The 18,814-nt window shown below is 67.7% G+C and carries 21 protein-coding genes and 1 tRNA gene; 13 read left to right on the top strand and 9 right to left on the bottom strand.

Annotated features, from left to right (window positions below; translation table 11 throughout):
- Window positions 1–2: 2 nt before the first annotated feature.
- Genes GV068_RS06925 through GV068_RS06955 form a run of 7 tightly spaced genes read left to right on the top strand, consistent with a single transcriptional unit; the run spans window position 3 to window position 6,266 of the window.
- Window positions 3–809 carry a methionine ABC transporter ATP-binding protein gene (locus GV068_RS06925; RefSeq protein ID WP_229463829.1) on the top strand — a complete coding sequence of 269 codons (807 nt, stop codon included), beginning with the start codon at window positions 3–5 and terminating at the stop codon, window positions 807–809.
- A complete protein-coding gene (locus GV068_RS06930; RefSeq protein WP_159696636.1) occupies window positions 802–1,464 on the top strand; it encodes a methionine ABC transporter permease in 663 nt (220 codons plus the stop codon). Before GV068_RS06925 ends, GV068_RS06930 begins: the two co-directional genes overlap by 8 nt.
- Window positions 1,465–1,490: 26 nt before the next feature.
- A complete protein-coding gene (locus tag GV068_RS06935) occupies window positions 1,491–2,312 on the top strand; it encodes a MetQ/NlpA family ABC transporter substrate-binding protein (RefSeq protein ID WP_159696637.1) in 822 nt (273 codons plus the stop codon).
- Window positions 2,313–2,314: 2 nt separating this feature from the next.
- Window positions 2,315–3,715 carry an LLM class flavin-dependent oxidoreductase gene (locus GV068_RS06940; RefSeq protein WP_159696638.1) on the top strand — a complete coding sequence of 467 codons (1,401 nt, stop codon included), beginning with the start codon at window positions 2,315–2,317 and terminating at the stop codon, window positions 3,713–3,715.
- 16 nt (window positions 3,716–3,731) lie between these two features.
- Window positions 3,732–4,715 carry an aliphatic sulfonate ABC transporter substrate-binding protein gene (locus GV068_RS06945; RefSeq protein ID WP_159696639.1) on the top strand — a complete coding sequence of 328 codons (984 nt, stop codon included), beginning with the start codon at window positions 3,732–3,734 and terminating at the stop codon, window positions 4,713–4,715.
- A gap of 4 nt (window positions 4,716–4,719) precedes the next feature.
- Entirely contained in the window at window positions 4,720–5,535 is an 816-nt protein-coding gene (locus GV068_RS06950) for an ABC transporter permease (protein WP_159696640.1), read from the top strand.
- The gene (locus GV068_RS06955; protein WP_159696641.1) at window positions 5,532–6,266 is read left to right on the top strand and encodes an ABC transporter ATP-binding protein; all 735 of its coding nucleotides are present in this window, start codon (window positions 5,532–5,534) and stop codon (window positions 6,264–6,266) included. The genes GV068_RS06950 and GV068_RS06955 overlap by 4 nt, the downstream gene beginning before the upstream one ends.
- A gap of 5 nt (window positions 6,267–6,271) precedes the next feature.
- Here GV068_RS06955 and epsC read toward each other — a convergent pair whose 3' ends face one another.
- Entirely contained in the window at window positions 6,272–7,189 is a 918-nt protein-coding gene (epsC, locus tag GV068_RS06960) for a serine O-acetyltransferase EpsC (protein WP_159696642.1), read from the bottom strand.
- A 151-nt stretch (window positions 7,190–7,340) separates the two neighbouring features.
- On the opposite strand from epsC, the gene GV068_RS06965 reads away from it, so the two are divergent.
- The 3 genes from GV068_RS06965 (at window position 7,341) to GV068_RS06975 (ending at window position 8,562) form a co-directional block, all read left to right on the top strand.
- A complete protein-coding gene (locus GV068_RS06965; RefSeq protein ID WP_159696643.1) occupies window positions 7,341–7,826 on the top strand; it encodes an acyl-CoA thioesterase in 486 nt (161 codons plus the stop codon).
- 35 nt (window positions 7,827–7,861) lie between these two features.
- Window positions 7,862–8,419, top strand: a complete 558-nt coding sequence (locus GV068_RS06970; protein ID WP_159696644.1) for a lipocalin family protein — start codon at window positions 7,862–7,864, stop codon at window positions 8,417–8,419.
- Between the two features lie 67 nt (window positions 8,420–8,486).
- Window positions 8,487–8,562: transfer RNA gene (locus GV068_RS06975), tRNA-Phe, on the top strand.
- 59 nt (window positions 8,563–8,621) lie between these two features.
- Here the strand turns inward: GV068_RS06975 and GV068_RS06980 are convergent.
- The 4 genes from GV068_RS06980 to GV068_RS06995 form a co-directional block, all read right to left on the bottom strand.
- The gene (locus GV068_RS06980; protein ID WP_159696645.1) at window positions 8,622–9,017 is read right to left on the bottom strand and encodes a hypothetical protein; all 396 of its coding nucleotides are present in this window, start codon (window positions 9,015–9,017) and stop codon (window positions 8,622–8,624) included.
- 163 nt (window positions 9,018–9,180) lie between these two features.
- Complete coding sequence (locus tag GV068_RS06985; protein WP_159696646.1) at window positions 9,181–10,047, bottom strand: hypothetical protein; 867 nt, start codon at window positions 10,045–10,047, stop codon at window positions 9,181–9,183.
- A gap of 31 nt (window positions 10,048–10,078) precedes the next feature.
- Window positions 10,079–10,666 carry a TerD family protein gene (locus GV068_RS06990; protein WP_159696647.1) on the bottom strand — a complete coding sequence of 196 codons (588 nt, stop codon included), beginning with the start codon at window positions 10,664–10,666 and terminating at the stop codon, window positions 10,079–10,081.
- Between the two features lie 34 nt (window positions 10,667–10,700).
- Entirely contained in the window at window positions 10,701–11,816 is a 1,116-nt protein-coding gene (locus GV068_RS06995) for a toxic anion resistance protein (RefSeq protein WP_159696648.1), read from the bottom strand.
- A gap of 193 nt (window positions 11,817–12,009) precedes the next feature.
- Here GV068_RS06995 and GV068_RS07000 point away from each other — a divergent pair, with 193 nt between their 5' ends.
- Window positions 12,010–12,189 carry a DUF2256 domain-containing protein gene (locus GV068_RS07000; RefSeq protein WP_373888434.1) on the top strand — a complete coding sequence of 60 codons (180 nt, stop codon included), beginning with the start codon at window positions 12,010–12,012 and terminating at the stop codon, window positions 12,187–12,189.
- A 16-nt stretch (window positions 12,190–12,205) separates the two neighbouring features.
- On the opposite strand, the gene GV068_RS07005 is transcribed toward GV068_RS07000, so the two are convergent.
- The 4 genes from GV068_RS07005 to GV068_RS07020 all read right to left on the bottom strand — a co-directional run bounded on the left by GV068_RS07005 (window position 12,206) and on the right by GV068_RS07020 (window position 14,901).
- Window positions 12,206–12,718, bottom strand: coding sequence for a YgjV family protein (locus GV068_RS07005; protein ID WP_201303251.1), 513 nt, complete (start codon window positions 12,716–12,718; stop codon window positions 12,206–12,208).
- Between the two features lie 71 nt (window positions 12,719–12,789).
- Complete coding sequence (locus GV068_RS07010; RefSeq protein WP_159696650.1) at window positions 12,790–12,999, bottom strand: DUF2945 domain-containing protein; 210 nt, start codon at window positions 12,997–12,999, stop codon at window positions 12,790–12,792.
- Window positions 13,000–13,266: 267 nt separating this feature from the next.
- Complete coding sequence (locus tag GV068_RS07015) at window positions 13,267–14,229, bottom strand: MerR family transcriptional regulator (RefSeq protein ID WP_229463839.1); 963 nt, start codon at window positions 14,227–14,229, stop codon at window positions 13,267–13,269.
- A gap of 126 nt (window positions 14,230–14,355) precedes the next feature.
- Complete coding sequence (locus tag GV068_RS07020; RefSeq protein ID WP_159704676.1) at window positions 14,356–14,901, bottom strand: DUF2058 domain-containing protein; 546 nt, start codon at window positions 14,899–14,901, stop codon at window positions 14,356–14,358.
- A 190-nt stretch (window positions 14,902–15,091) separates the two neighbouring features.
- Here GV068_RS07020 and GV068_RS07025 point away from each other — a divergent pair, with 190 nt between their 5' ends.
- A complete protein-coding gene (locus tag GV068_RS07025) occupies window positions 15,092–16,894 on the top strand; it encodes a hypothetical protein (RefSeq protein ID WP_159696652.1) in 1,803 nt (600 codons plus the stop codon).
- Entirely contained in the window at window positions 16,891–18,720 is a 1,830-nt protein-coding gene (locus GV068_RS07030) for a hypothetical protein (protein ID WP_159696653.1), read from the top strand. The genes GV068_RS07025 and GV068_RS07030 overlap by 4 nt, the downstream gene beginning before the upstream one ends.
- Window positions 18,721–18,814: the final 94 nt, after the last annotated feature.

Consider the following 18,814-nt stretch of genomic DNA (forward strand, 5'->3'; position numbering starts at 1 on the left):
CCGTGAGCACCCTAGAGACCCGATTCGCGGTGCGCATCGAGCGCGCCAGCAAGTCCTTCGCGCTGCCCGAGGGCGGGCGCTTCGCCGCCGTGCGCGAGGTCACGCTCGACATCGCCCAGGGCGAGATTTTCGGCCTGGTGGGCCGCAGCGGCGCCGGCAAGTCGACCCTGCTGCGCATGTTCAACCTGCTGGAACGCCCCGACAGCGGCAGCGTCACTGTCGCGGGCCGCGAACTGACGCAACTAGGCAAACGCGAGCTGCGCGAGGCGCGGCGCCAGATCGGCATGGTGTTCCAGGGTTTTAACCTGCTGCAGAACGCCACGGTATTCGAGAACGTCGCCTTTCCGCTGCACCTCGAGGGCACATTGAATGCCCCGCGCCTGAAAGCGCGCGTCGAGGAATGCCTGGCGCTGGCCGGGCTGCAGGACAAGACCTCCAGCTACCCGTCGCGGCTGTCGGGCGGCCAAAAGCAGCGCGTGGCGATCGCCCGCGCACTGGCCAGCCAGCCAGCGGTGCTGCTGTGCGACGAGCCAACCTCCGCGCTCGATCCGGAAACCACGCGCGGCCTGCTTGCCACGCTGCGCGACATCAATGGGCGCCTGGGCGTCACCATCGTCATCGTCAGCCACGAGCTGGCCGTGATCGGCAGCCTGTGCGACCGCGTCGCGGTGCTGGAAAACGGCGCCGTCGCCGAGCAGTTCGCACTGAGCGACCACAGCGTGCCGAGGGCGACAGCACTCGGGCGCGAGCTGGCCTGGTACGACAGCGAGGCGCGCGCCGCCGCCCGCCTGGGAGCCCTGCATGACTGACACCCTGATTGCCCTGTTGCCCGAGCTGTGGCGTGCGCTCGGCGAAACCCTACTGATGCTGGCCATCGGCCTGTCGGCGGCCGTGCTGCTTGGCGGACCGCTGGGCGTCGCGCTCTACCTGGGCGCCGATGCCGCATCCACCCGCGGGCGCCGCATCGGCCAGGTGCTGGGCTGGCTGGTGAATACGGTGCGCTCCTTCCCTTTCATCATCCTGATGGTGGCGCTGGTGCCGCTCACGCGGGTGATCGCCGGCACCTCGATCGGGCCGCTGGCGGCGGCCGTGCCCCTGTCCTTTGCGGCGATTCCCTACTTTGCGCGCTTGGTCGAACAGCAGCTGCGCGAAGTGCCGCGCGGCGTGATCGAGGCCGCCGAAGCGATGGGCGCCTCTCCCTACCAGATCGTCACCCGGGTGCTGCTGCGCGAGGCGCGCTCCGGCCTGGTGCTGGCGCTGACGGTGCTGGCGATCAGCTTTCTCTCCTACTCCGCGGTCGCCGGCGTGGTCGGCGGCGGCGGCATCGGCGACCTCGCCATCCGCTACGGCTACTACCGCTTCGAGACCGGTGTCATGGTGCTGACCGTGGCCCTCTTGGTGCTGTTGGTGCAGCTGATCCAGTTCAGCGGCGGCCGGCTGGCGCGCCGCCTCGACAAGCGCTGATTCTTTTATTCCAGACAGGACCCTCCATGCACGCCACTCGCCGTACCCTGCTTGCCGCCGTCTTCCTTGCCGTGACCATGGGCGCCGTGCAGGCGAAAGACCCGAAGGAACTGGTGATCGGCACCAGCGCCGGCCCCTACGCCGACCAGATCAAGCTCGGCATCAAGCCCATCCTCGAGAAGAAGGGCTACAAGGTGCGGATCGTCGAGTTCAACGACTACATCCAGCCGAATTTCGCGCTGGCCGAAGGTTCGCTCGACGCCAACGTGTTCCAGCACATCGTCTACCTGAGCCGCTTCGCCAGCGAACACAAACTGGCGCTGTCGGAGCTGGTGAAGATTCCGACCGCGCCGATCGCGATCTACAGCCGCAAGCACCGCAGCCTCGACGCGGCGAAGAGCGGCAGCACCGTCGCCCTGCCGAACGACCCGACCAACCAGGCGCGCGCCCTGGTGATGCTCGACCAGCTGGGCTGGATCAAGCTGCGTCCGAAGGTCGACCCGGTGCGCGCCTCGGAAAAGGACATCGCGGCCAACCTGCGTGGCGTGAAGCTGCTGCCGCTGGAAGCGGCCCAGCTGCCGCGCGCCCTCCAGGACGCCGACTTCGCTTTTGTGAACGGAAACTACGCCCTGGCCTCGGGCCTCAAACTCAAGGACGCGCTGCGCACCGAGAAGATTTCGCCGAACTACGCCAACCTGGTGGCGGTGCGCACGGCCGACCGCGACAAGCCCTTCGCGCGCGACATCGCCGCGGCCTACCGCTCGCGCGAATTCCTCGAGGTGACCAACCGGCACTTCCCCGACTACGCCAAGACCGACGAGCAGCTCGCGCTGCAGGCGGGGAAATGAGCATGGCGCGCCCGATCCGCTTCAACGCCTTCCAGATGAACAGCCCGGGCCACCAGTCGCCCGGCCTGTGGACCCATCCGCGCAGCGACAGCGAGCGCTACGCCACGCCGGAATACTGGATCGAGCTGGCGCAACTGCTGGAAGCGGGCGGCTTCGACGCCATCTTCCTGGCCGATGTGCTGGGCGTGTACGACGTCTACCGCAAGAGCGTGGGCCCGGCGCTGCGCCATGCGGTGCAGGCGCCGCTGAACGATCCGCTGGCCCTGGTGCCGCTGATCGCCCAGGCCACCACCCGCCTCGGGATCGGCGTCACCGCCGCTCTCACCTACGAACACCCCTACACCTTCGCGCGCCGCATGTCGACGCTCGATCACCTGAGCCGGGGCCGGGTCGGCTGGAACATCGTCACCGGCTACCTCGACAGCGCCGCGCGCAACCTGGGTCTCGAGCGCCAGCTCGGCCACGACGAGCGCTACGACCTGGCCGACGAATACCTGGAGGTGGTCTACAAGCTGTGGGAGAAAAGCTGGGAAGACGATGCCGTACGGCGCGACCGCGCGAATGGCGTCTACACCGACCCCGAGCGCGTACACCCGATCGAGCACGTGGGCCGCTATTACACGGTGCCCGGCATCCACCTGTCCGAACCCTCGCCCCAGCGCACGCCTTTCCTGTACCAGGCCGGGGCTTCGCCGCGCGGCATGCGCTTCGCGGCGCGCCACGCCGAAGCGACTTTTGTCAGCGCACCCGGCAAGGCAGCCGTCAGGCGCTACGTCGACACCATTCGTGCGGCGCGCCGGGCCGAGGGCCGCGATCCGGAGCAGCTGCTGGTGTACTCGCAGGCGCTGGTGATCGCCGGCGCCACCGATGCCGAGGCGCAGGCCCGGCTGGCCGAGTACAAGCGCCACATCGACGTGGAAGCGGCGTTGGCCCTGCTGTCCGGCTGGACCGGGGTCGACTTCGCGCGCCACCACCTGGACGACACCATCGAATACATCGACACCGACGCCGGCCGCTCGGCCCTCGCTTCGCTCAGCACCGCCGACCCGGAGCGCCGCTGGACGGTGCGCGAAGCCGCCGAGTTCATCGGCCTGGGCGGGCGCGGCCCGATCATCGTCGGCAGCGGCGCAGCCGTGGCCGACCAGCTCGAGGCCTGGCTCGACGAGACCGGCGTCGACGGCTTCAACCTGGCCTATGCGCTGCCGCTGGAAGACATGCGCGGCGTGGTCGAACACTTAGTGCCGGAACTGCGCCGGCGCGGCCGCTACGCCGCCGAAGACCTTGACGGCGCCACCCTGCGCGAGCGCCTGCTCGGCGCCGGTCCGCGCCTGGCGCCGGACCATCCGGGTCGCCAGGTCAGCATCGAACCCGCAACCGCCCCTGCGCTGCCCTCCGCAGCCTGACATCCGAAGGAGCATCATGAAACGACGAAGCCTGCTGCAGTTTGCCGCCACCGGCGCCGCCCTCGGCGCCCTGCCCATGGTCCCCGCGCGCGCCGCGCCGCTGGAAGAACTGCGCCTCGATTACGCCTATTATTCGCCCACCAGCCTGGTGCTGCGCCACTTCGGCTGGCTGGAAGAAGAATTCAAGGCCGAGGGCACGCGCGTGAAATGGGTGCTCAGCGCCGGCAGCAACCGCGCGCTGGAATACCTGAACGCGAACAGCATCGACTTCGGCTCCAGCGCCGGTCTTGCCGCCCTGCTGGCGCGCGCCAACGGCAACCCGATCCGCACGCCCTACATCTATTCGCGCCCCGAATGGACGGCCCTGGTGGTGCCGAAGAATTCGCCGATCCGGACCCTGGCCGACCTGCGCGGCAAGAAGGTGGCGGCGACCAAGGGCACCGATCCCTATCTGTTCCTGCTGCGCGCCCTGCACAGCGTCGGATTGAAGCGCTCCGACATCGAGCACGTCAGCCTGCAGCACGCCGACGGCCGCGCGGCGCTCGAGCAGGGGCGGGTCGATGCCTGGGCCGGGCTCGACCCGCACATGGCGGCCAGCGAACTGGAAGGCGGCGCGCGCCTCCTGTACCGCAACGTTGCGTTCAATACCTACGGCTTCCTGAACGTGCGCGAGGAATTCCTCGCCACCCGCCCGAGCGAGACGGCGCGCGTGATCAAGGCCTATGAGCGAGCGCGTGCCTGGACCCGCGCCAATCCCTCGGAAGCGGCGAAGATCCTGTCGAACGAAGCCAAGGTTTCGCTGCCGGTGGCGCTCTTGCAGGTCAAGCTGCGCAGCGACTTCAGCAACCCGCAGCCGGGCGCCGAGCACCTGCGCGCGCTGCAGCTGGCAGCGCCGATCCTGCGCGACGAAGCCCTGGTCAAGCCGGGCACCGACCTGGACAAGGTGATCGCCAGCCTAATCGACGTGCGCTTCGCCCGCCCGCTGGTGACGCGCACCTAGGGCCATGGAACCGCGCTCGCTCAAGCTGCCGACGCCGGCCTCGGTAAGCCGGCCGTGGCCAGGCCTGCCGCTGGGCGCCCTGCTGCCCGCCCTCGCCCTGCTGGGCGCCGAACTGGGCGTGCGCGCCGGCCTCGTGCCGGCCAACCTGCTGCCGCCGCCCAGCGCCATCGGCGAGGCCCTGGCCTGGCTCGCCGCCAACGACCTGCCCATGCACCTGGCGGCCAGCACGCTACGGGTGCTGGCCGGCTTCGCGCTTGGCGCCGCCCTTGCCCTTCCGCTGGGCGCCGTGGTCGCGCTCGACCGCCGCGCGCAGCAGCTGCTCGACCCGAGCTTCCAGGCCCTGCGCGCGATTCCCTCGCTGGCCTGGGTGCCCCTGCTGCTGCTCTGGTTCGGCATCGACGAGACCCCGAAGCTGATCCTGATCGCGATCGGCGCCTTTTTCCCGGTCTACATGGGCGTCGTGTCCGGCATCCGCGGCGTCGACCGCAAGCTGGTCGAGGTCGGGCGGCTGTACCGCCTGGCGCCGGTGGCCCTGGCGCGGCGGGTGCTGCTGCCGGCCGCGCTGCCGGCGATCTTGACCGGGCTGCGCAACGGCCTGAGCCTGGCCTGGATGTTCATGGTGGCGGCCGAGCTGATCGCCGCCAGCCGCGGCCTGGGCTACCTGCTGACGGACGGGCGCGAATCGAGCCGCGCCGACATCATGCTGGCCGCGATCGTGCTGCTGGCCCTGCTGGGCAAGCTGAGCGACAGCGCCATGCAGCTGCTGGAGCGGCGCCTGCTGGCCTGGCGCGACAGCGTCGGCGACCGGGGGACGGCATGACTGCGCTGCTCGACATCGCGGTGGACGCCAAGGACCACGGCAGCCGCCCGGTGCTGCGCAGCCTGCGCCTGCGCCTGGCGGCAGGCGAGACGGTCAGCCTGGTCGGCGCCAGCGGCTGCGGCAAGAGCACCCTGCTGTCGATCGCCGCCGGCCTGGACACCGCTTACCGCGGCAGCGTGCGCCTGGATGGCCAGCCGCTACGCGGTCCGTCGCCCGACGTCGGCATGGTGTTCCAGGAGCCGCGCCTGTTCCCCTGGCTGACGGTGGCGCAGAATATCGCTTTTGGGGCCGCACCCGACGCCGGATCCGGCGCGCGCATCGCCGCCCTGCTGGACGAAGTCGGCCTGGCCGGCCATGCGGACGCGCTGCCCAAGCAGCTGTCGGGCGGCCAGGCCCAGCGCGCGGCGATCGCGCGCGGTCTGTTCACCTCCCCGCGGGTGCTGCTGCTGGACGAACCCTTCTCGGCGGTCGACGCCTTTACCCGCATGCGCCTGCAGGATCTGCTGGTGCGCGTGGTGCGCCAGCGCGGGCTGGCCGTGCTGGTGGTCACCCACGATATCGACGAAGCCCTGCTCCTGAGCGAACGGGTGGTGTTGATGGATGCGGCGGCGGGGCCGGTGCGGGCCGAGTTCGCGGTGGAGCTGCCGCGCCCGCGCGAGCGCAGCGCGCTGGCCGCTAGTGGGCTACGCGCGGCGATCCTGGACAGCCTGCACGCGGCGCACGCCTTCTGAGCAAGTCAGGTGCCGCGCGACAGCGCCTGCGACACGTTGCTGCCCGGCGGGACGCTCTGGGTGAGCCAGACATTGCCGCCGATGGTGGAGCCGGCGCCCACCGTGATGCGGCCCAGCACCGTGGCGCCGGCGTAGATGACGACGTCGTCCTCGACGATCGGGTGGCGCGGCGCGCCCTTGACCAGGGCGCCGCTGGCATCCACCGGGAAGCGCTTGGCGCCCAGGGTCACGGCCTGGTACAGGCGCACGCGCTCGCCGATGATGGCGGTCTCGCCGATGACGACGCCGGTGCCGTGGTCGATGAAGAAGCTGGCGCCGATTTGCGCCGCCGGGTGGATGTCGATGCCGGTCAGCGAATGGGCGATGTCGGCCGCCAGGCGCGCCAGGAACGGCACGCCCAGCCGGTGCAGGCAGTGCGCCAGGCGGTGGTACAGGATGGCGATGGTGCCGGGATAGCACAGCATGATCTCGGCCACCGAGCTGGCCGCCGGGTCGCCCGCCATCGCCGCATGCACGTCCGACACCAGCAGCGCCCGGATCGCCGGCAGGCTGGCGGCGAATTCACGCGTGATGGCCTGCGCCTGCTCCGAGAGCAGCGCCTCGTCGGCGTCCTCGAAGCCGGGCGAAAAGCGCAGCGCGCGCCGCACCTGCCCGACCAGGAGGTCGAGGGTCACGTTGAGGGTGTCGCCCACAAAATAGTCGATGCTCTCGTCGTTCAGGTCGGGGCGCCCGTAATGGGTCGGGAACAGCGCCGCCGAGACGCCACCCACGACCTGGGTCAGGACGTCGCGCGACGGCAGCTCGCGCACCCGTCCCTGGTGGCGAATGTTGTGGGTCGATTCGCGCGAAGTGCGCAGCGCGTCGATGATCGGGCCCAGGTGCCATTGCACGGAGCCGGAGGAGGTCGGGAAGTCGCTGTTCATGCCCCCAGCCTAAACCGAATGCCGGGGCAGGAAAACGACTTAAATCACACTTAGATATAAATAAATTATCTTTAGGCCAACACACATGCCGGCGGCCAGTTCGGTAAGATCGGAACGACTATACTGTTGCGTCCATCCCTGAAAGACCCGCATGAACCTGCCTTCCCACCAGCTGTCGATGACGGTCCTGATGACCCCGGACACGGCCAATTTTTCCGGTAACGTCCACGGCGGCACCATCCTCAAGCTGCTCGACCAGGTGGCCTACGCCTGCGCCAGCCGCTATGCCGGCCGCTACGTGGTGACGATGAGCGTCGACCAGGTCACCTTCCGCCAGCCGATCCACGTCGGCGAGCTGGTGACCTTCCTGGCCTCGGTGAACTACGCCGGCCGCAGCTCGATGGAAATCGGCATCAAGGTGATCGCCGAAGACATCCGCTCGCAGGTGGTGCGCCACGTGAACAGCTGCTTCTTCACGATGGTGGCGGTGGGCGACGACCGCAAGCCGGTGGCGGTGCCGCCCCTAGAGCCGTCGACGCCCGACGAACAGCGCCGCTTCGAGGAAGCCAAGGGGCGCAAGGCGGCGCGCCTCGAACTCGAACGGCGCCACGCGGAACGCGCCGCGTCGCGTTCCTGAGCTAGCATCTAGGCTCGACCATTCCGGGAGCCTGCATGAAACCTGTCCTGCTCGCAGCATTGCTGTCCGCGTCGCTGCTCGCCGCCCCCGCCGCCGCCCAAGCGGGAAGCGGCGCCCGGCCGCTCGCCACCATCCCCGCGCTCGACGTCAAGCGCTATATGGGCACCTGGTACGAGATCGCGCGCTTCCCGAATTACTTCCAGAAGAAGTGCGTCGGCTTCACCACCGCCACTTACAGCGTGCGCGAGGACGGCCGCGTCGACGTGGTCAACCGCTGCCGCCGCGCCGACGGCGGCACCGACACCGCGAACGGCGTGGCGCGCCAGCTTGGCGGCGCCAGTTCGCCAAAACTGGAGGTGCGCTTCGCGCCAGCCATCCTGTCCTGGCTGCCGCTGGTCTGGGGCGACTACTGGGTGATCGATCTCGATCCCGGCTACCAGCTGGCTGCCGTCAGCGAACCGAAGCGCGAATACCTGTGGATCCTGTCGCGCACGCCGACGGTGGACCCGGCCGTCTACGATGCACTGCTGGGCCGCCTGCGCGCCCAGGGCCTGGACCTGAACCGCCTGATGCCAACCAAACAGGGACAATGAACCGAGTTGACTCATTTCGCTGCAGCACTACCGTCGCGTCAACGCTTGTGCTAGAATGCGAGCCCTTGGCCTGGTAGCTCAGTTGGTAGAGCAGAGGATTGAAAATCCTTGTGTCGGTGGTTCGATTCCGCCCCGGGCCACCAAGAACAGCGCCGTACGAAACGCCGACCCACGCAGGTTGGCGTTGTTGTTTTCAGCCCTCTCAGTCTTTTCTTTCCCTGAATTCCCCTTCGATCACCCTTTCGTCGGTGCTGCCGGGCGTATTTCGCCCTGCGAATTTAAAGACGGACGATGAGATTCGATCGAATATCGCTCTCCTCAACCATGGATAGGCGAGAAGAAATGCCAAGGCGAAACCTGGGAAAAATGCAGGCGCATACCTGCCCTGCCACAGGAAGTTCAACAGACACAGCACGAGAATGCCGGCGATGAGCGGGCGGCGGACAGGCTTGGGCAAGACGCCGACAATGCGCAGCTTGCCTTGGCTAATCCAGGGAAAGCGTGCAAAGAGCGCGCCAAGGAGCAGCCCCGCCGCGACCCGTCCTGTGCCGAGATGTTCGGCCAGGACGCCGACGACAAGGTAACCGGTATAGGTCATCGTGCTGGCCAGGGCGGCCAGCAATAATAAGGTCACAGCGGCCGTGAGCTTCGGCCTGCGGATCGCCGTTCTGACTAAGAAACCTAAGATTTGCGTACTCCTGCGAATGGGGGTCGAAAGGCCAAGGCAAATTCTACTGTGCCGGGGCCGTGTGCGGCGTCCTTCAGTTCCCGCCCTGCGCCTGCGCCATCTCCAGCGCCGGCAGGGTCACCGTCAGGAAGGACGACACCTGGCCGATCAGCTCGGCTGCCTGCTGGCGCACCTGCCCCATCTGCAGCACCGACAGCTCGGCCTGGCGGATGGCCTGCTGGATCAGCGTGCGGCGCTGGATGAGCGCATCACGCAGGCTGGCATCCACTGCGGCGTCGGCAAGGGTCGCGACGACGGCCAGCACGGCCGCGTGCAGGCTCAGGTTTTGCGCCGATGCTTCCAGCGTGCCCATGGCGGCTTCGCTGTCCGTCATCAGCTGCACCAGCTGCTGGCGGGCGGATGTCAGCGCCGGCTTGTATTCGGCGGGCGTGCTGGCACGGCGGAAGAATTTGCCGAACACACCGCTCGGCTCTTTCGTGCTCTCGAGCGCGGCCTCGAGCAGCGCGGGCACGCCCATCTGCGTGAACTTCAATACCAGTTCGGTGATCGGCTGGAGCAGCCCGGCCTGCTCCATCAAGGGCGCTTCGGCCCAGTCCGTGACCAGCGCCAAGCGCACCGGCAGGATGCGGCGCAGCAGCGCCGCCAGGCGCTGCTCCGAATGCTCGAACAGGAGTGGAAAGTCGCGCCTGCCGATCGCCAGCGCATCGCGCACGGCCGGATGATCGTCGCTGTCGAACAGCGGCCTGGCGACGGCCTTCTGCAGCAGGCCTTCGGGCGCCGAAGGAAGATCGTCGAAGGACAGCGCCCGCGGCGAGCTACTGGGAACAGGCGGCGCGGCGCCCTGTTCGTCCCCGAAGTCAAAGGCGCGCGGCCCCGACGAACCAGGAGAAGCCTCAGGCTCCTCGGCGAAGTCGAATGCCTTGGGCTTCTCGTGCGTCATCGATCATGCGGCGCCAAAGCGCCGGCCCTCCTCAGACAGTACCGCCCAGCTTGCGGATGAAGGTCGCCAGGTTCAGCTTGAAGCCGGCGCCGACGGCCTGGAAGCGCCATTCGCCATCCTTGCGGTACAGCGAACCGAACTGCAGTGCGGTCTTGTCCGAGTAGTCTTCGTCCAGATCGTATTCCGCGATCACCTCATTGGTCTCGTCGTTGTACACCTTGATGTAGGCGTCGGTGACGCGGCCGAAAGTCTGCTTGCGCGCTTCGGCCTCGTGGATGGTCACGACGATCGGCATCTCCACCACCTCCGCTTCGACCCTGGTCAGGTCGACGGTGATCACTTCGTCGTCGCCGTCCCTGTCGCCCGTGCGGTTGTCGCCCGAGTGCACCACGGCGCCGTCCGGCGAGGTGGTGTGGTTGTAGTAGACGAAGTGGGCATTGCTGATCATGACCGGGTGGTCGTCCGCGTTCTTCCGGCACAGGAAGACCGACGAGTCGAGGTCGAAGGCCGGGCCGTCGGCCGCATTGACCTTCCATCCAAGGCCGATCCGCACGCGCGTCAAGCCCGGAGCGGTCTTCTCTAAGTTGATGCGGTGGCCGGTTTGGAGCGTCGTCGACATGGCTTTCCTTCTATGGTGAAAATGGGTGGTTCGTTCAGGAGGCGGATGGCGAGAAGCGCGCGATCAGCTCGCGTTCCAGCTCCTGCAGCTTGGGCAGCTCGTCCCTGCGGCGCTGCTGGCCTTCGTTCGAGATCTGTTCGAGCTTGTCGAAGGCCGTCACCAGCTGGGTCTGGACGTGCTGGGCGGTTTCCAGGCTGACCAGGGAGCGCTGCTTGGCGCGCGCCACCGTCTCGGTATTTTCCAGCAGCATATCGGCCTGAGCGCGGAAGGCCGCGTCGGTGGCGTCGTAGGCGGCGTTGGCGACCGCGGCGCTCTGCTTGGCTTCGAGCTGCAGCAGGTAGAGCGAGAACACGTTGCGCCAGGCCGGGATCGACACGTTGACGATGTCGGTAAAGGTATCGGTGAGCGCGCGCGCATTGTCCTGCGACAGGCGGATCTGCGGCACCATCTGGGTGGCCATCAGCATGGCGCGCTTGAGGTCGTCGATGCGCTTTTCGAGACGTTCCAGGCGGCGCTTCAGTTCGGTCGCCTGCTGCGCCTCGAAGGCATTCGCCGCCGCGCCCTGCTGCGCGAGTGCCTGGCGCAGCTTGTCGGCCCAGGCCTCGCCCTTTTTCACGTCGGCGTCCAGGCCCTGGTAATAGCTTTCCAGGCCCTTGTACATCTCGTCGAAATCCTGGATGCGGCTGCGGTGCAGGTTGGCGTGGCGCGTCATCTCGCCGATCAGGGCGTCCATGCGCGATTCGACCACCTGGTACTGCGACAGCATCTTTTCCTTGACCGAGCCGAACATGTTCGTGACGCGCGACAGCAGGCCGCCGGAGCGCAGCTTGGCCGGGTCCAGGCCCTTGGAGGTCGCGATCAGTTCGTTCAGCTGCGTGCCGAACACGTCCGCATCCGAGGCGCGCACGGTGCCCAGCAGCTTGGCCGATACCTTGGCCACGCCGGCGCCGGTGTTGCCGCCCAGGGTCTCGATCGCCTTGTCGTCGATGCCGGAGATATCGACCCGGACCATGGGGGCCGCGCTCGCCTCCGGACGCAATGCCGGCAGCGCGTCCGGCATCACGCCGGGATTCAGCAGGGGCGCGAGGGTCGGTGCCGGCGCCGAGGATGCTGCGTTCGCTTCTTCGTCGGACGAGAACAAGGGTTTCATAAACTTCCTTCAGGTTGAAGTGACAACGCGAATAGCTTACCACCGGACAATCCGACTGGGTAAGCATCGCCAGCACCTCCTGCCCAGGCATGCATGCGGCATGGAGTGGCAAAGGCGCGCACATCCAGTATAGCCTCCGCTGTTTCGCGTTGCGGATGGGAGCCGCGCCAGGACTACAATTGGCTGCATGAAAATGCGGAAGAAATCGGCATTGCCGACGAAGTCATGCGCCCATTGCGGGCTTCCTTTTACTTGGCGCAAGAAGTGGGAGCGCGACTGGGAACACGTCAAGTATTGTTCCGAACGCTGTCGGCGAGCCGGCGGGCCGGCGGGGAAAGGGAATCACCCAGATACGACACAGGATCCGGGCTGAGTAGAAAAGCCTTCGCTCAGGACGGCGTCACACGCGCATCGCGCAGCATGCGCCGGATCGTCACCAGGTTGACGGCGGCGATCACCAGTTCCAGCGCAGTGCCGCCGACCGATCCGGCGATCACGTTATTCACGATCCAGAGCACGGTCCCGCACAGCATGGCAATGCGCATGCGCACGCCCTCCATCAGGAACAGGGCCAGCGTGCCGATGCAGGAGGCGCCAAGCGGCAGCCAGTCGCTGGGGCGGGTGGCAAACGTCAGCCCCAATGCCAGGTTCGCGGCGATCACGAGCAGCGCCACCCACTTCGAACGGGTGTACAGCGCCAGCACCGATCGCAGCAGCGACATGGTCGAACTGGCGACCGCCGTCGGCCTGCCGAGCAGGCTGAAGTGGATGATGTAGGCGAGGCACTCGGCCGCCATGAAGAGCTTGAAGCGGCGGTCGTCCTTCTGAAGGAAGGAAGCGACGCCCAGCACGAATGCCGCATAGCCGACGCACTGCGCCGGGGAGAACCAGTCGATGGCCATCGGACTGAAAACACCGGCGCCATGGACCGGTCAGAAAAGGAAGGATTATAGCGGCCCCTTCCTCTCCTCATTCACGCCTTCTTGAGTGCGTCCGCCTTGTGCGCCGCCTCGGCGCCGGTCTTGTCGCTGACCACCAGGTATTCCGGATGCTCGTTTGACGCCGCCACGTGGTGGCCCTTGATCTCGGTCGGCGACGTCAGCTTCTTTTTGACCGTGCCGTGCACCGTACCCTGCGACGACTGCCATTGCACCTTATCGCCTGCCTTGAACGTGTTTGCCATGCTGCCCTCCTTGGGATGACGGCATGCTTGTCTCGGAAACGTACCGCGCCGGGACAAGCATGACCCGGAATCCGTATTGGAACACGGATCGCCGCTACCCCTGCGCACCTTACTTCGACACTACCACGCTACGCCCCACCGCTAGTTACCCGCTTGAGCCAAACCGGACAGACACTGCACGCATGAGAGAGATCAACCGCTTTCCTGCTTTACTTCAAACAGATTTCACGGCGTTATGGTTTCGAATTTTCTCGAAGCATGATTGCTTCAGCCGTTCTTGCCCGGCAGCGGCAGGCCTTCGGCCAGCGCCAGCCTTTCCATCGCCGTTTCCAGCACCATGCGCGCGCGGCCCGATGCCAGCTCGAGTTCGCGGTGCAGGCGGGCGTCTTCCTGGTTGCGCGCAGCGCACTGGGCGCTGTAACGCTCGAAGCTGCCCACCATCATGAGGATGTCCGACAAGTGGCGCGGGCATTCGCAGGACAGGCGGTTGCCGGCCGCCGTGATGGCCGCCAGCGCCTGGTCGTCGAAGCGGCGCGGCGCCACCGGCTCGCCTTGCGGGTCGGGCGCCGGCAGGCCCTGGCCGGCCAGGGCGGAGCGGCACAGCGACACCAGTTCGCCGATTTCGGCCGGCACGCGCGCCACCAGGCAGCCTTCGCTGCGCAGCGCGCGGATGGTGGCGCTGCCGCAGAAGCGGTACAGCACCACGGTCGCCAGCGGACGCATGATGTCGCGCGCCGCCGCGATCTGGGCCACCGCGCCATCGTCGAGTTCGGAGGCTTCGATCAAGAGCACGTCGAGCGCCACGCCGTCGGCCATCGCGCCTACCTGCTCGAGCCGGGCGCAATGGCGCTGCACCTGCAGCGCGCGTCCGTCGCGGCCGCTGGCGGCGATGCGGCGCACCAGGCTGTCGCCGACCACCATCGCCCGCATCGGGCCGGCCACCTCGGATGCGCGCGCGGCATTCGGCGCCAGCATTTCTTCCAGGCGCTCGACCGGCAGGCCGGTCAGCACGCCGATCGGGTGCCCCAGGTCGACCAGCTGCTTGAGCAGGCCCAGGCGCCGCACCTGTTCGGCGGTATAGAGCCGCTGTCCGTGCGCCGAACGCTGGGTATCCGACAGCGCATAGCGCCGCTCCCAGACGCGCAGGGTTTCGACGGGCAAGCCCGCCAGGCGCGCAGCGACACCGCTGCGGTAGGTAACTTCGCGGGCTTCGCCCCGCTGTTCATCCATTCTGTCGTTCATATGACCCGCCGTTGAACCCGTTATCTGATGGTTGTCCCGCTACAAATGCGAGACATTCAGTGTAACTCAAAATCGTCAAAGATAGCTGTTCAATAGTACGGCAGACAGACTGGATTACCAGGTGAAGTCGTCCGGGATCTTGAAGTCCGCGTAGGGATCGTCCGCATCGGCCTGGATACTGGTCTGTTTGACCTGGATGACGCTGTCCGGATCGCGCTCGGCGATCTTCTCGCCGATGACCTTCGGCACCAGTTCGTAGTTCCCGGCCAGGAACACGATCACGAGGCGTCCGGACACCAGGTGCTGCTGCACCTGCTCGGACACGTAGATGCGCTCGATCTTGCTGCCGTGCGTGAAGTTGTAGGCGATGTCGCCCTTGCCCGACTTGGCGCGCGGCTGGCGGTTCTGCTGCACCAGCTGGGCGATTTGCGCCTTGACCGCCTTCTGGGCGGCGGCAGCGTCGCGCTGGGCATTCAGTTCGCGCGCCCGCTCGGCATTCTGGCGCTGCATCTCCAGCGCGGCCTCGCGCGATTCGTTGACCGATTCGGCGCCGGTGCGGCGCTCGATCTTTTTCTGCTTGCTCTTGTCCTGGTTGACCTTCTGGACCTTTTTCTTGTCCACCAAGCCGGCTTTCAGCAACTGCTCCTGCAGCGAGACCATCTTGTGCTCCTTGACCATGCGGGCCGGCACGACGGCGGCCTTCGCAAAAGCCGCTAGCATAGCAAACCGCCCTGCTTCCCGGCTGGTGAATTGCCGCGTAAAACCAACAGTTACCGCGGCGTCGCCCGATTTTCGTTGCACACCGTCGGCGCCTGCTTCATCCTTGGTGAAAACTTGTCGAGGAGACATCATGCACGGATGGCGCATCCCGGCCTCGGTATGGAAGTGGCTGATCCTGCTGATGGCGGGCGGCCTGGCGGTACTGGTCGCCAGCGAACTGCATGTCGGTCTCGGAGCGCGCCTGCCGGATGGCGAAGGGAGCCTGCGTGTCACGCTGGAAGACCAGCTGGGCGCGCGCCCACAGGGCCTCGGCACGCACTGGCTCACGGTCGCCGCGCTTGATCCGCGCTCGCCGCTGGCGGCGGCCGGCGTGCGGCCGGGAGAACGCCTGCGCTTCGACCGCCCGCTCGACCGCTGGCGCCGCTTTGCACCGGGCGAACGCGTCGATGTCACCCTCGACAGCGGACGCTCGCTGCGCCTGACCGCGCTGCCGACCCCGGTCGGCCTGGCCGACCGCACCGATTACATCGGCCGCACCCTCATCGTCTTTCCGGCGCTGCTGTTCACGCTCGCAATCGGCTGGCACCAGCCGGCCCAGCGCGCCTACCGCAGCCTGTCCATGATGTTCCTGGCGATGAGCGCCGCGTTCTTCTACAGCTTCTGGTTCGGCGCTGCGGACGGCCCTTCGGCACTGGGCAAACTGGTGCAGCTGCCGCTGAACTGCCTGGCCTGGTACTTCGCCGCGGATTTCGCACTTCACTACGCCGCCCAGCACACCGGCCACCTGCGCCATTGGCTGGCGCACGCCATGCGCTTCTACCGTCCGCTCGCGCTGGCCAGCGCCGCCTACACCGCCTGGTTCGCGCTCGGCCATGAGGCGCCCTGGCTGTGGGTGCCCAGCACCCTGTCGATCGGCGGCGGCGCTCTGATCCTGTTCCTGTCGCTGGTCGACGGCTGGCGCTCCGGACGCGGCGACCTGCGCCAGCGCTACCGCTGGCTGGTGCTCGGTCTGATGTGCGGCGGGGTGCCGCCGCTGCTGACGATGTTGCCCTGGCTCGACTGGGAAACCGGGCTCGGGCGGATCACGGTACTGGCCTATTTCGGCGGCCAGTTCCTCACCTATTGCCTGCTCGGTTACGCCGTGATGCGCTACCGGGTGTTCGATTTCTACCTCGCGGTCAACCGCGTTGTCGTGTTCGGCGTGGTCAGCCTGCTGTTGCTATGCACCTTCGGCATGCTGCAGCACTGGGTCGCGCACCACGTCAGCGCCGGCCACAGTGGCTTCGGCTGGCAGCTGCTGTCGGACGCCGCGCCGGCCGTGCTGGTCTTCCTGGTCTTCAACAAGCTGCATGCCCGCGTCGAGCACGCGGTGCACGCCGTGGTGTTCCGGCGCTGGGCCGCGCGCGAGGCGCAACTGCGCGAGTGGCTGGCCGCGATCGTTCACATCCGTTCTTCCGACACCCTGGTGGCGGGCCTGGCCGCCGCGCTCGACCGCTTTGGCGACCATGCGGGCAGCGCCGTATACCTGCGCCTTCCTGACGGCGGATTCGCGCTGGCCGCGTCGGCTACGGGGCGCTTTCCGCCGCGGATCGGGCCCAACGACCCGCTGGCGGTGCTGCTGCGGGCCGACCTTGCGCCGACCCGCCACCAGCTGCCGCAGGACGCCGGCGTGCTGGCCCTGCCGATGTGCCACCGCGCGCAACTGCACGGTATCGTCCTGCTTGGCGCCAGGCCGAATGGCGAGTCCTGGCGTCCCGACGAAATCACGCTGCTGGCCGACACGGCGAGCCAGGCCGGGCTGGGGCTGCAGGCACTGCGGGTGGACGAGCTGCAGCAGGCGGTCGGATCCTTGCATGCGCAGGTCCGGCGCCGTAGCGTCGAACTGCAGGCCGCGGCCGGCCGGCGCCGCTTCGGCATGGACGCGCTGCCATGAGCCGCCTGCTGGGTGAGTCGGCATGGAAAGCGGCGGTCGCTTGCGCCTGCGTGCTCGTCCTATTCCTGTGGCAGGCCGAATTCCGCCAGCGCCTGCATGCCCTCGACGGCGCCCACGCCACGCTCGGCATCGTATTCGAGGGTGTGGTCGATACCCCGGTCGGGCGCGCCACGCATTTGCTGCGTGTCCACTCGGTGGTGCCCGGCTCCCCCGCCGCCGGCGTGCTGGCACCAGGAATGCTGGTGCGCTTTGCCCGCCCCTTCGATCCATGGCGCCGCTACCAGCCCGGCGAGATCGTCACGCTCGAGGCGGCGGGCAGCGCCGCGCCGCATACGCTGCGGCTGGCCGCGTCCCCGTCGGCCGTCCCGCGCGCCGATGCCGCCGACAGCATGGCGCGCCTGCTGCTGGTCCTGCCCGCGCTCGGATTCTGCATGGCGCTCGCGCTCAAGGGCGCGCAGCACGACGCGCACCGTGCGCTGGCGCTGAGTTTCCTGGCGATGAGCCTGAATCTGTTCATCAGTTTCAACTACATGGCGCCCGGGTTCCTGCACAACGCAGGCAAGCTCGCCAACCTGGCCTGCTATCCGCTGGCATGGTACCTGTGTGTGCGCTTCACGCTGCGTTACCAGTCCTACCGCGCTACCGCGCAACGCTTGTGGCTGGAGCGCCTGTTCCCGGCCTTGCGCGTGGCGGCCTGCGCCTGCGCTGCCTATTCGCTATGGTTCGGCGCCGGCTTCGAAGCACCGGGACTGGACTGGCTGACCCTGCTCGTGGCGGGAGGGGGCGTCGCCATGGCCGCGCTCAGCCTGGCCGAAGGCGGGCGCCAGAGCACCGGCGAAATACGCCAGCGCCACCGCTGGCTGCTGCTGGCGATCATGACCGGAGCCGTGCCGGCGCTGGCTGCCGCCATCCCCGGTCTCGACGCGCCCGGTCCGTTCGGCCTGCGCCTTGCGGTGTTCTGCTGCTATGCCGGCCTGTTGCTGATGTATGTGGGCCTGGCCTACGGCGTGCTGCGCCACCGGGTCTTCAACTTCCGCTTCGCGGCCGGGCGCGCCCTCGTGTACAGCATCGTCAGCACCTTGCTGCTGTGCTGCGTCGGGCTGGCCGAATGGCTGGCCGCGCCTTTGCTCAATGATCCGGACAGCTTCGCGCGCCGCATCGGCATCGCCAGCGCGGCCATTGCGCTGCTGACCTACCTGGGTTTCCATCTGGTGCACCACAGGCTGGAACACTGGATCGAAAAACTGCTGTTCCGCCGCTGGCACGAGAATGAACAGGCGCTACGCGCATTCGTGCGCCGCGCCGCCCACATCACCGACCAGGACACCCTCCTGTCCACCTTCGTCAAAGCGCTCGACGGTTTCAGCGCAGGCGCGGGCGCCGCGATCTATCTGCGGACGCCGGACGGAAGCTACCGCCGCGCCGCCAGTTCCCTGACCGGCGTCCCGCTACTGCTCGCCGCCAGCGCTGGCCAGCTCGCCATCTCGCGCGGCGGAGCGCAGGCGCTGCAGGTACATGGCGTCGCGGGCATCCTGCCCAATCAGCTGGTGCTCGCCATCAGCCACCGCGGCTACCTCGACGGCGTCGTGGTGGTCGGCAACCGACCCGATGCCGAATCCTTCCGTCCCGACGAATGCGCGCTGATGGCCTCCGCCGCGCGCCAGATAGGCCTCGATCTCGAGGCCCTGCGGCTGGAACAGTTGGAACGGCAAATCGACGAACTCACCCGCGAGGCCGAGCGGCAGGAGGTCGCGCAAGGCCTGCTGGCCGGACGCCGGCAAAGCCCGCGCGCGCACGAGACGCCCACGCTGTCGGGACAGGGCTGAGCGCTACCACCGTTGCCGACGGCGATGCCAACGCAACGGGCGTCTGCATGTGTTGCGCCGCGTGCACATATTTCACTATGACATCACGTCCTGG

Origin of the sequence: Massilia sp. 9I (assembly GCF_902506415.1) — a bacterium.
Classification (GTDB): domain Bacteria; phylum Pseudomonadota; class Gammaproteobacteria; order Burkholderiales; family Burkholderiaceae_D; genus Telluria.

Bases quoted from the DNA above. Each gene is read 5' to 3' on its own strand.
- GV068_RS06940 (WP_159696638.1), top strand. From the start codon at position 2,315: ATGGCGCGCCCGATCCGCTTCAACGCCTTCCAGATGAACAGCCCGGGC.
- GV068_RS06945 (WP_159696639.1), top strand. From the start codon at position 3,732: ATGAAACGACGAAGCCTGCTGCAGTTTGCCGCCACCGGCGCCGCCCTC.
- GV068_RS06980 (WP_159696645.1), bottom strand. From the start codon at position 9,017: ATGACCTATACCGGTTACCTTGTCGTCGGCGTCCTGGCCGAACATCTC.
- GV068_RS06970 (WP_159696644.1), top strand. From the start codon at position 7,862: ATGAAACCTGTCCTGCTCGCAGCATTGCTGTCCGCGTCGCTGCTCGCC.
- GV068_RS07025 (WP_159696652.1), top strand. From the start codon at position 15,092: ATGCACGGATGGCGCATCCCGGCCTCGGTATGGAAGTGGCTGATCCTG.
- GV068_RS07030 (WP_159696653.1), top strand. From the start codon at position 16,891: ATGAGCCGCCTGCTGGGTGAGTCGGCATGGAAAGCGGCGGTCGCTTGC.
- GV068_RS07005 (WP_201303251.1), bottom strand. From the start codon at position 12,718: ATGGCCATCGACTGGTTCTCCCCGGCGCAGTGCGTCGGCTATGCGGCA.
- GV068_RS06930 (WP_159696636.1), top strand. From the start codon at position 802: ATGACTGACACCCTGATTGCCCTGTTGCCCGAGCTGTGGCGTGCGCTC.
- GV068_RS06990 (WP_159696647.1), bottom strand. From the start codon at position 10,666: ATGTCGACGACGCTCCAAACCGGCCACCGCATCAACTTAGAGAAGACC.
- GV068_RS07015 (WP_229463839.1), bottom strand. From the start codon at position 14,229: ATGGATGAACAGCGGGGCGAAGCCCGCGAAGTTACCTACCGCAGCGGT.
- GV068_RS07010 (WP_159696650.1), bottom strand. From the start codon at position 12,999: ATGGCAAACACGTTCAAGGCAGGCGATAAGGTGCAATGGCAGTCGTCG.
- GV068_RS06995 (WP_159696648.1), bottom strand. From the start codon at position 11,816: ATGAAACCCTTGTTCTCGTCCGACGAAGAAGCGAACGCAGCATCCTCG.
- GV068_RS06985 (WP_159696646.1), bottom strand. From the start codon at position 10,047: ATGACGCACGAGAAGCCCAAGGCATTCGACTTCGCCGAGGAGCCTGAG.
- GV068_RS06950 (WP_159696640.1), top strand. From the start codon at position 4,720: ATGGAACCGCGCTCGCTCAAGCTGCCGACGCCGGCCTCGGTAAGCCGG.
- GV068_RS06955 (WP_159696641.1), top strand. From the start codon at position 5,532: ATGACTGCGCTGCTCGACATCGCGGTGGACGCCAAGGACCACGGCAGC.
- GV068_RS06935 (WP_159696637.1), top strand. From the start codon at position 1,491: ATGCACGCCACTCGCCGTACCCTGCTTGCCGCCGTCTTCCTTGCCGTG.
- GV068_RS07020 (WP_159704676.1), bottom strand. From the start codon at position 14,901: ATGGTCTCGCTGCAGGAGCAGTTGCTGAAAGCCGGCTTGGTGGACAAG.
- GV068_RS07000 (WP_373888434.1), top strand. From the start codon at position 12,010: ATGCGGAAGAAATCGGCATTGCCGACGAAGTCATGCGCCCATTGCGGG.
- epsC (WP_159696642.1), bottom strand. From the start codon at position 7,189: ATGAACAGCGACTTCCCGACCTCCTCCGGCTCCGTGCAATGGCACCTG.
- GV068_RS06965 (WP_159696643.1), top strand. From the start codon at position 7,341: ATGAACCTGCCTTCCCACCAGCTGTCGATGACGGTCCTGATGACCCCG.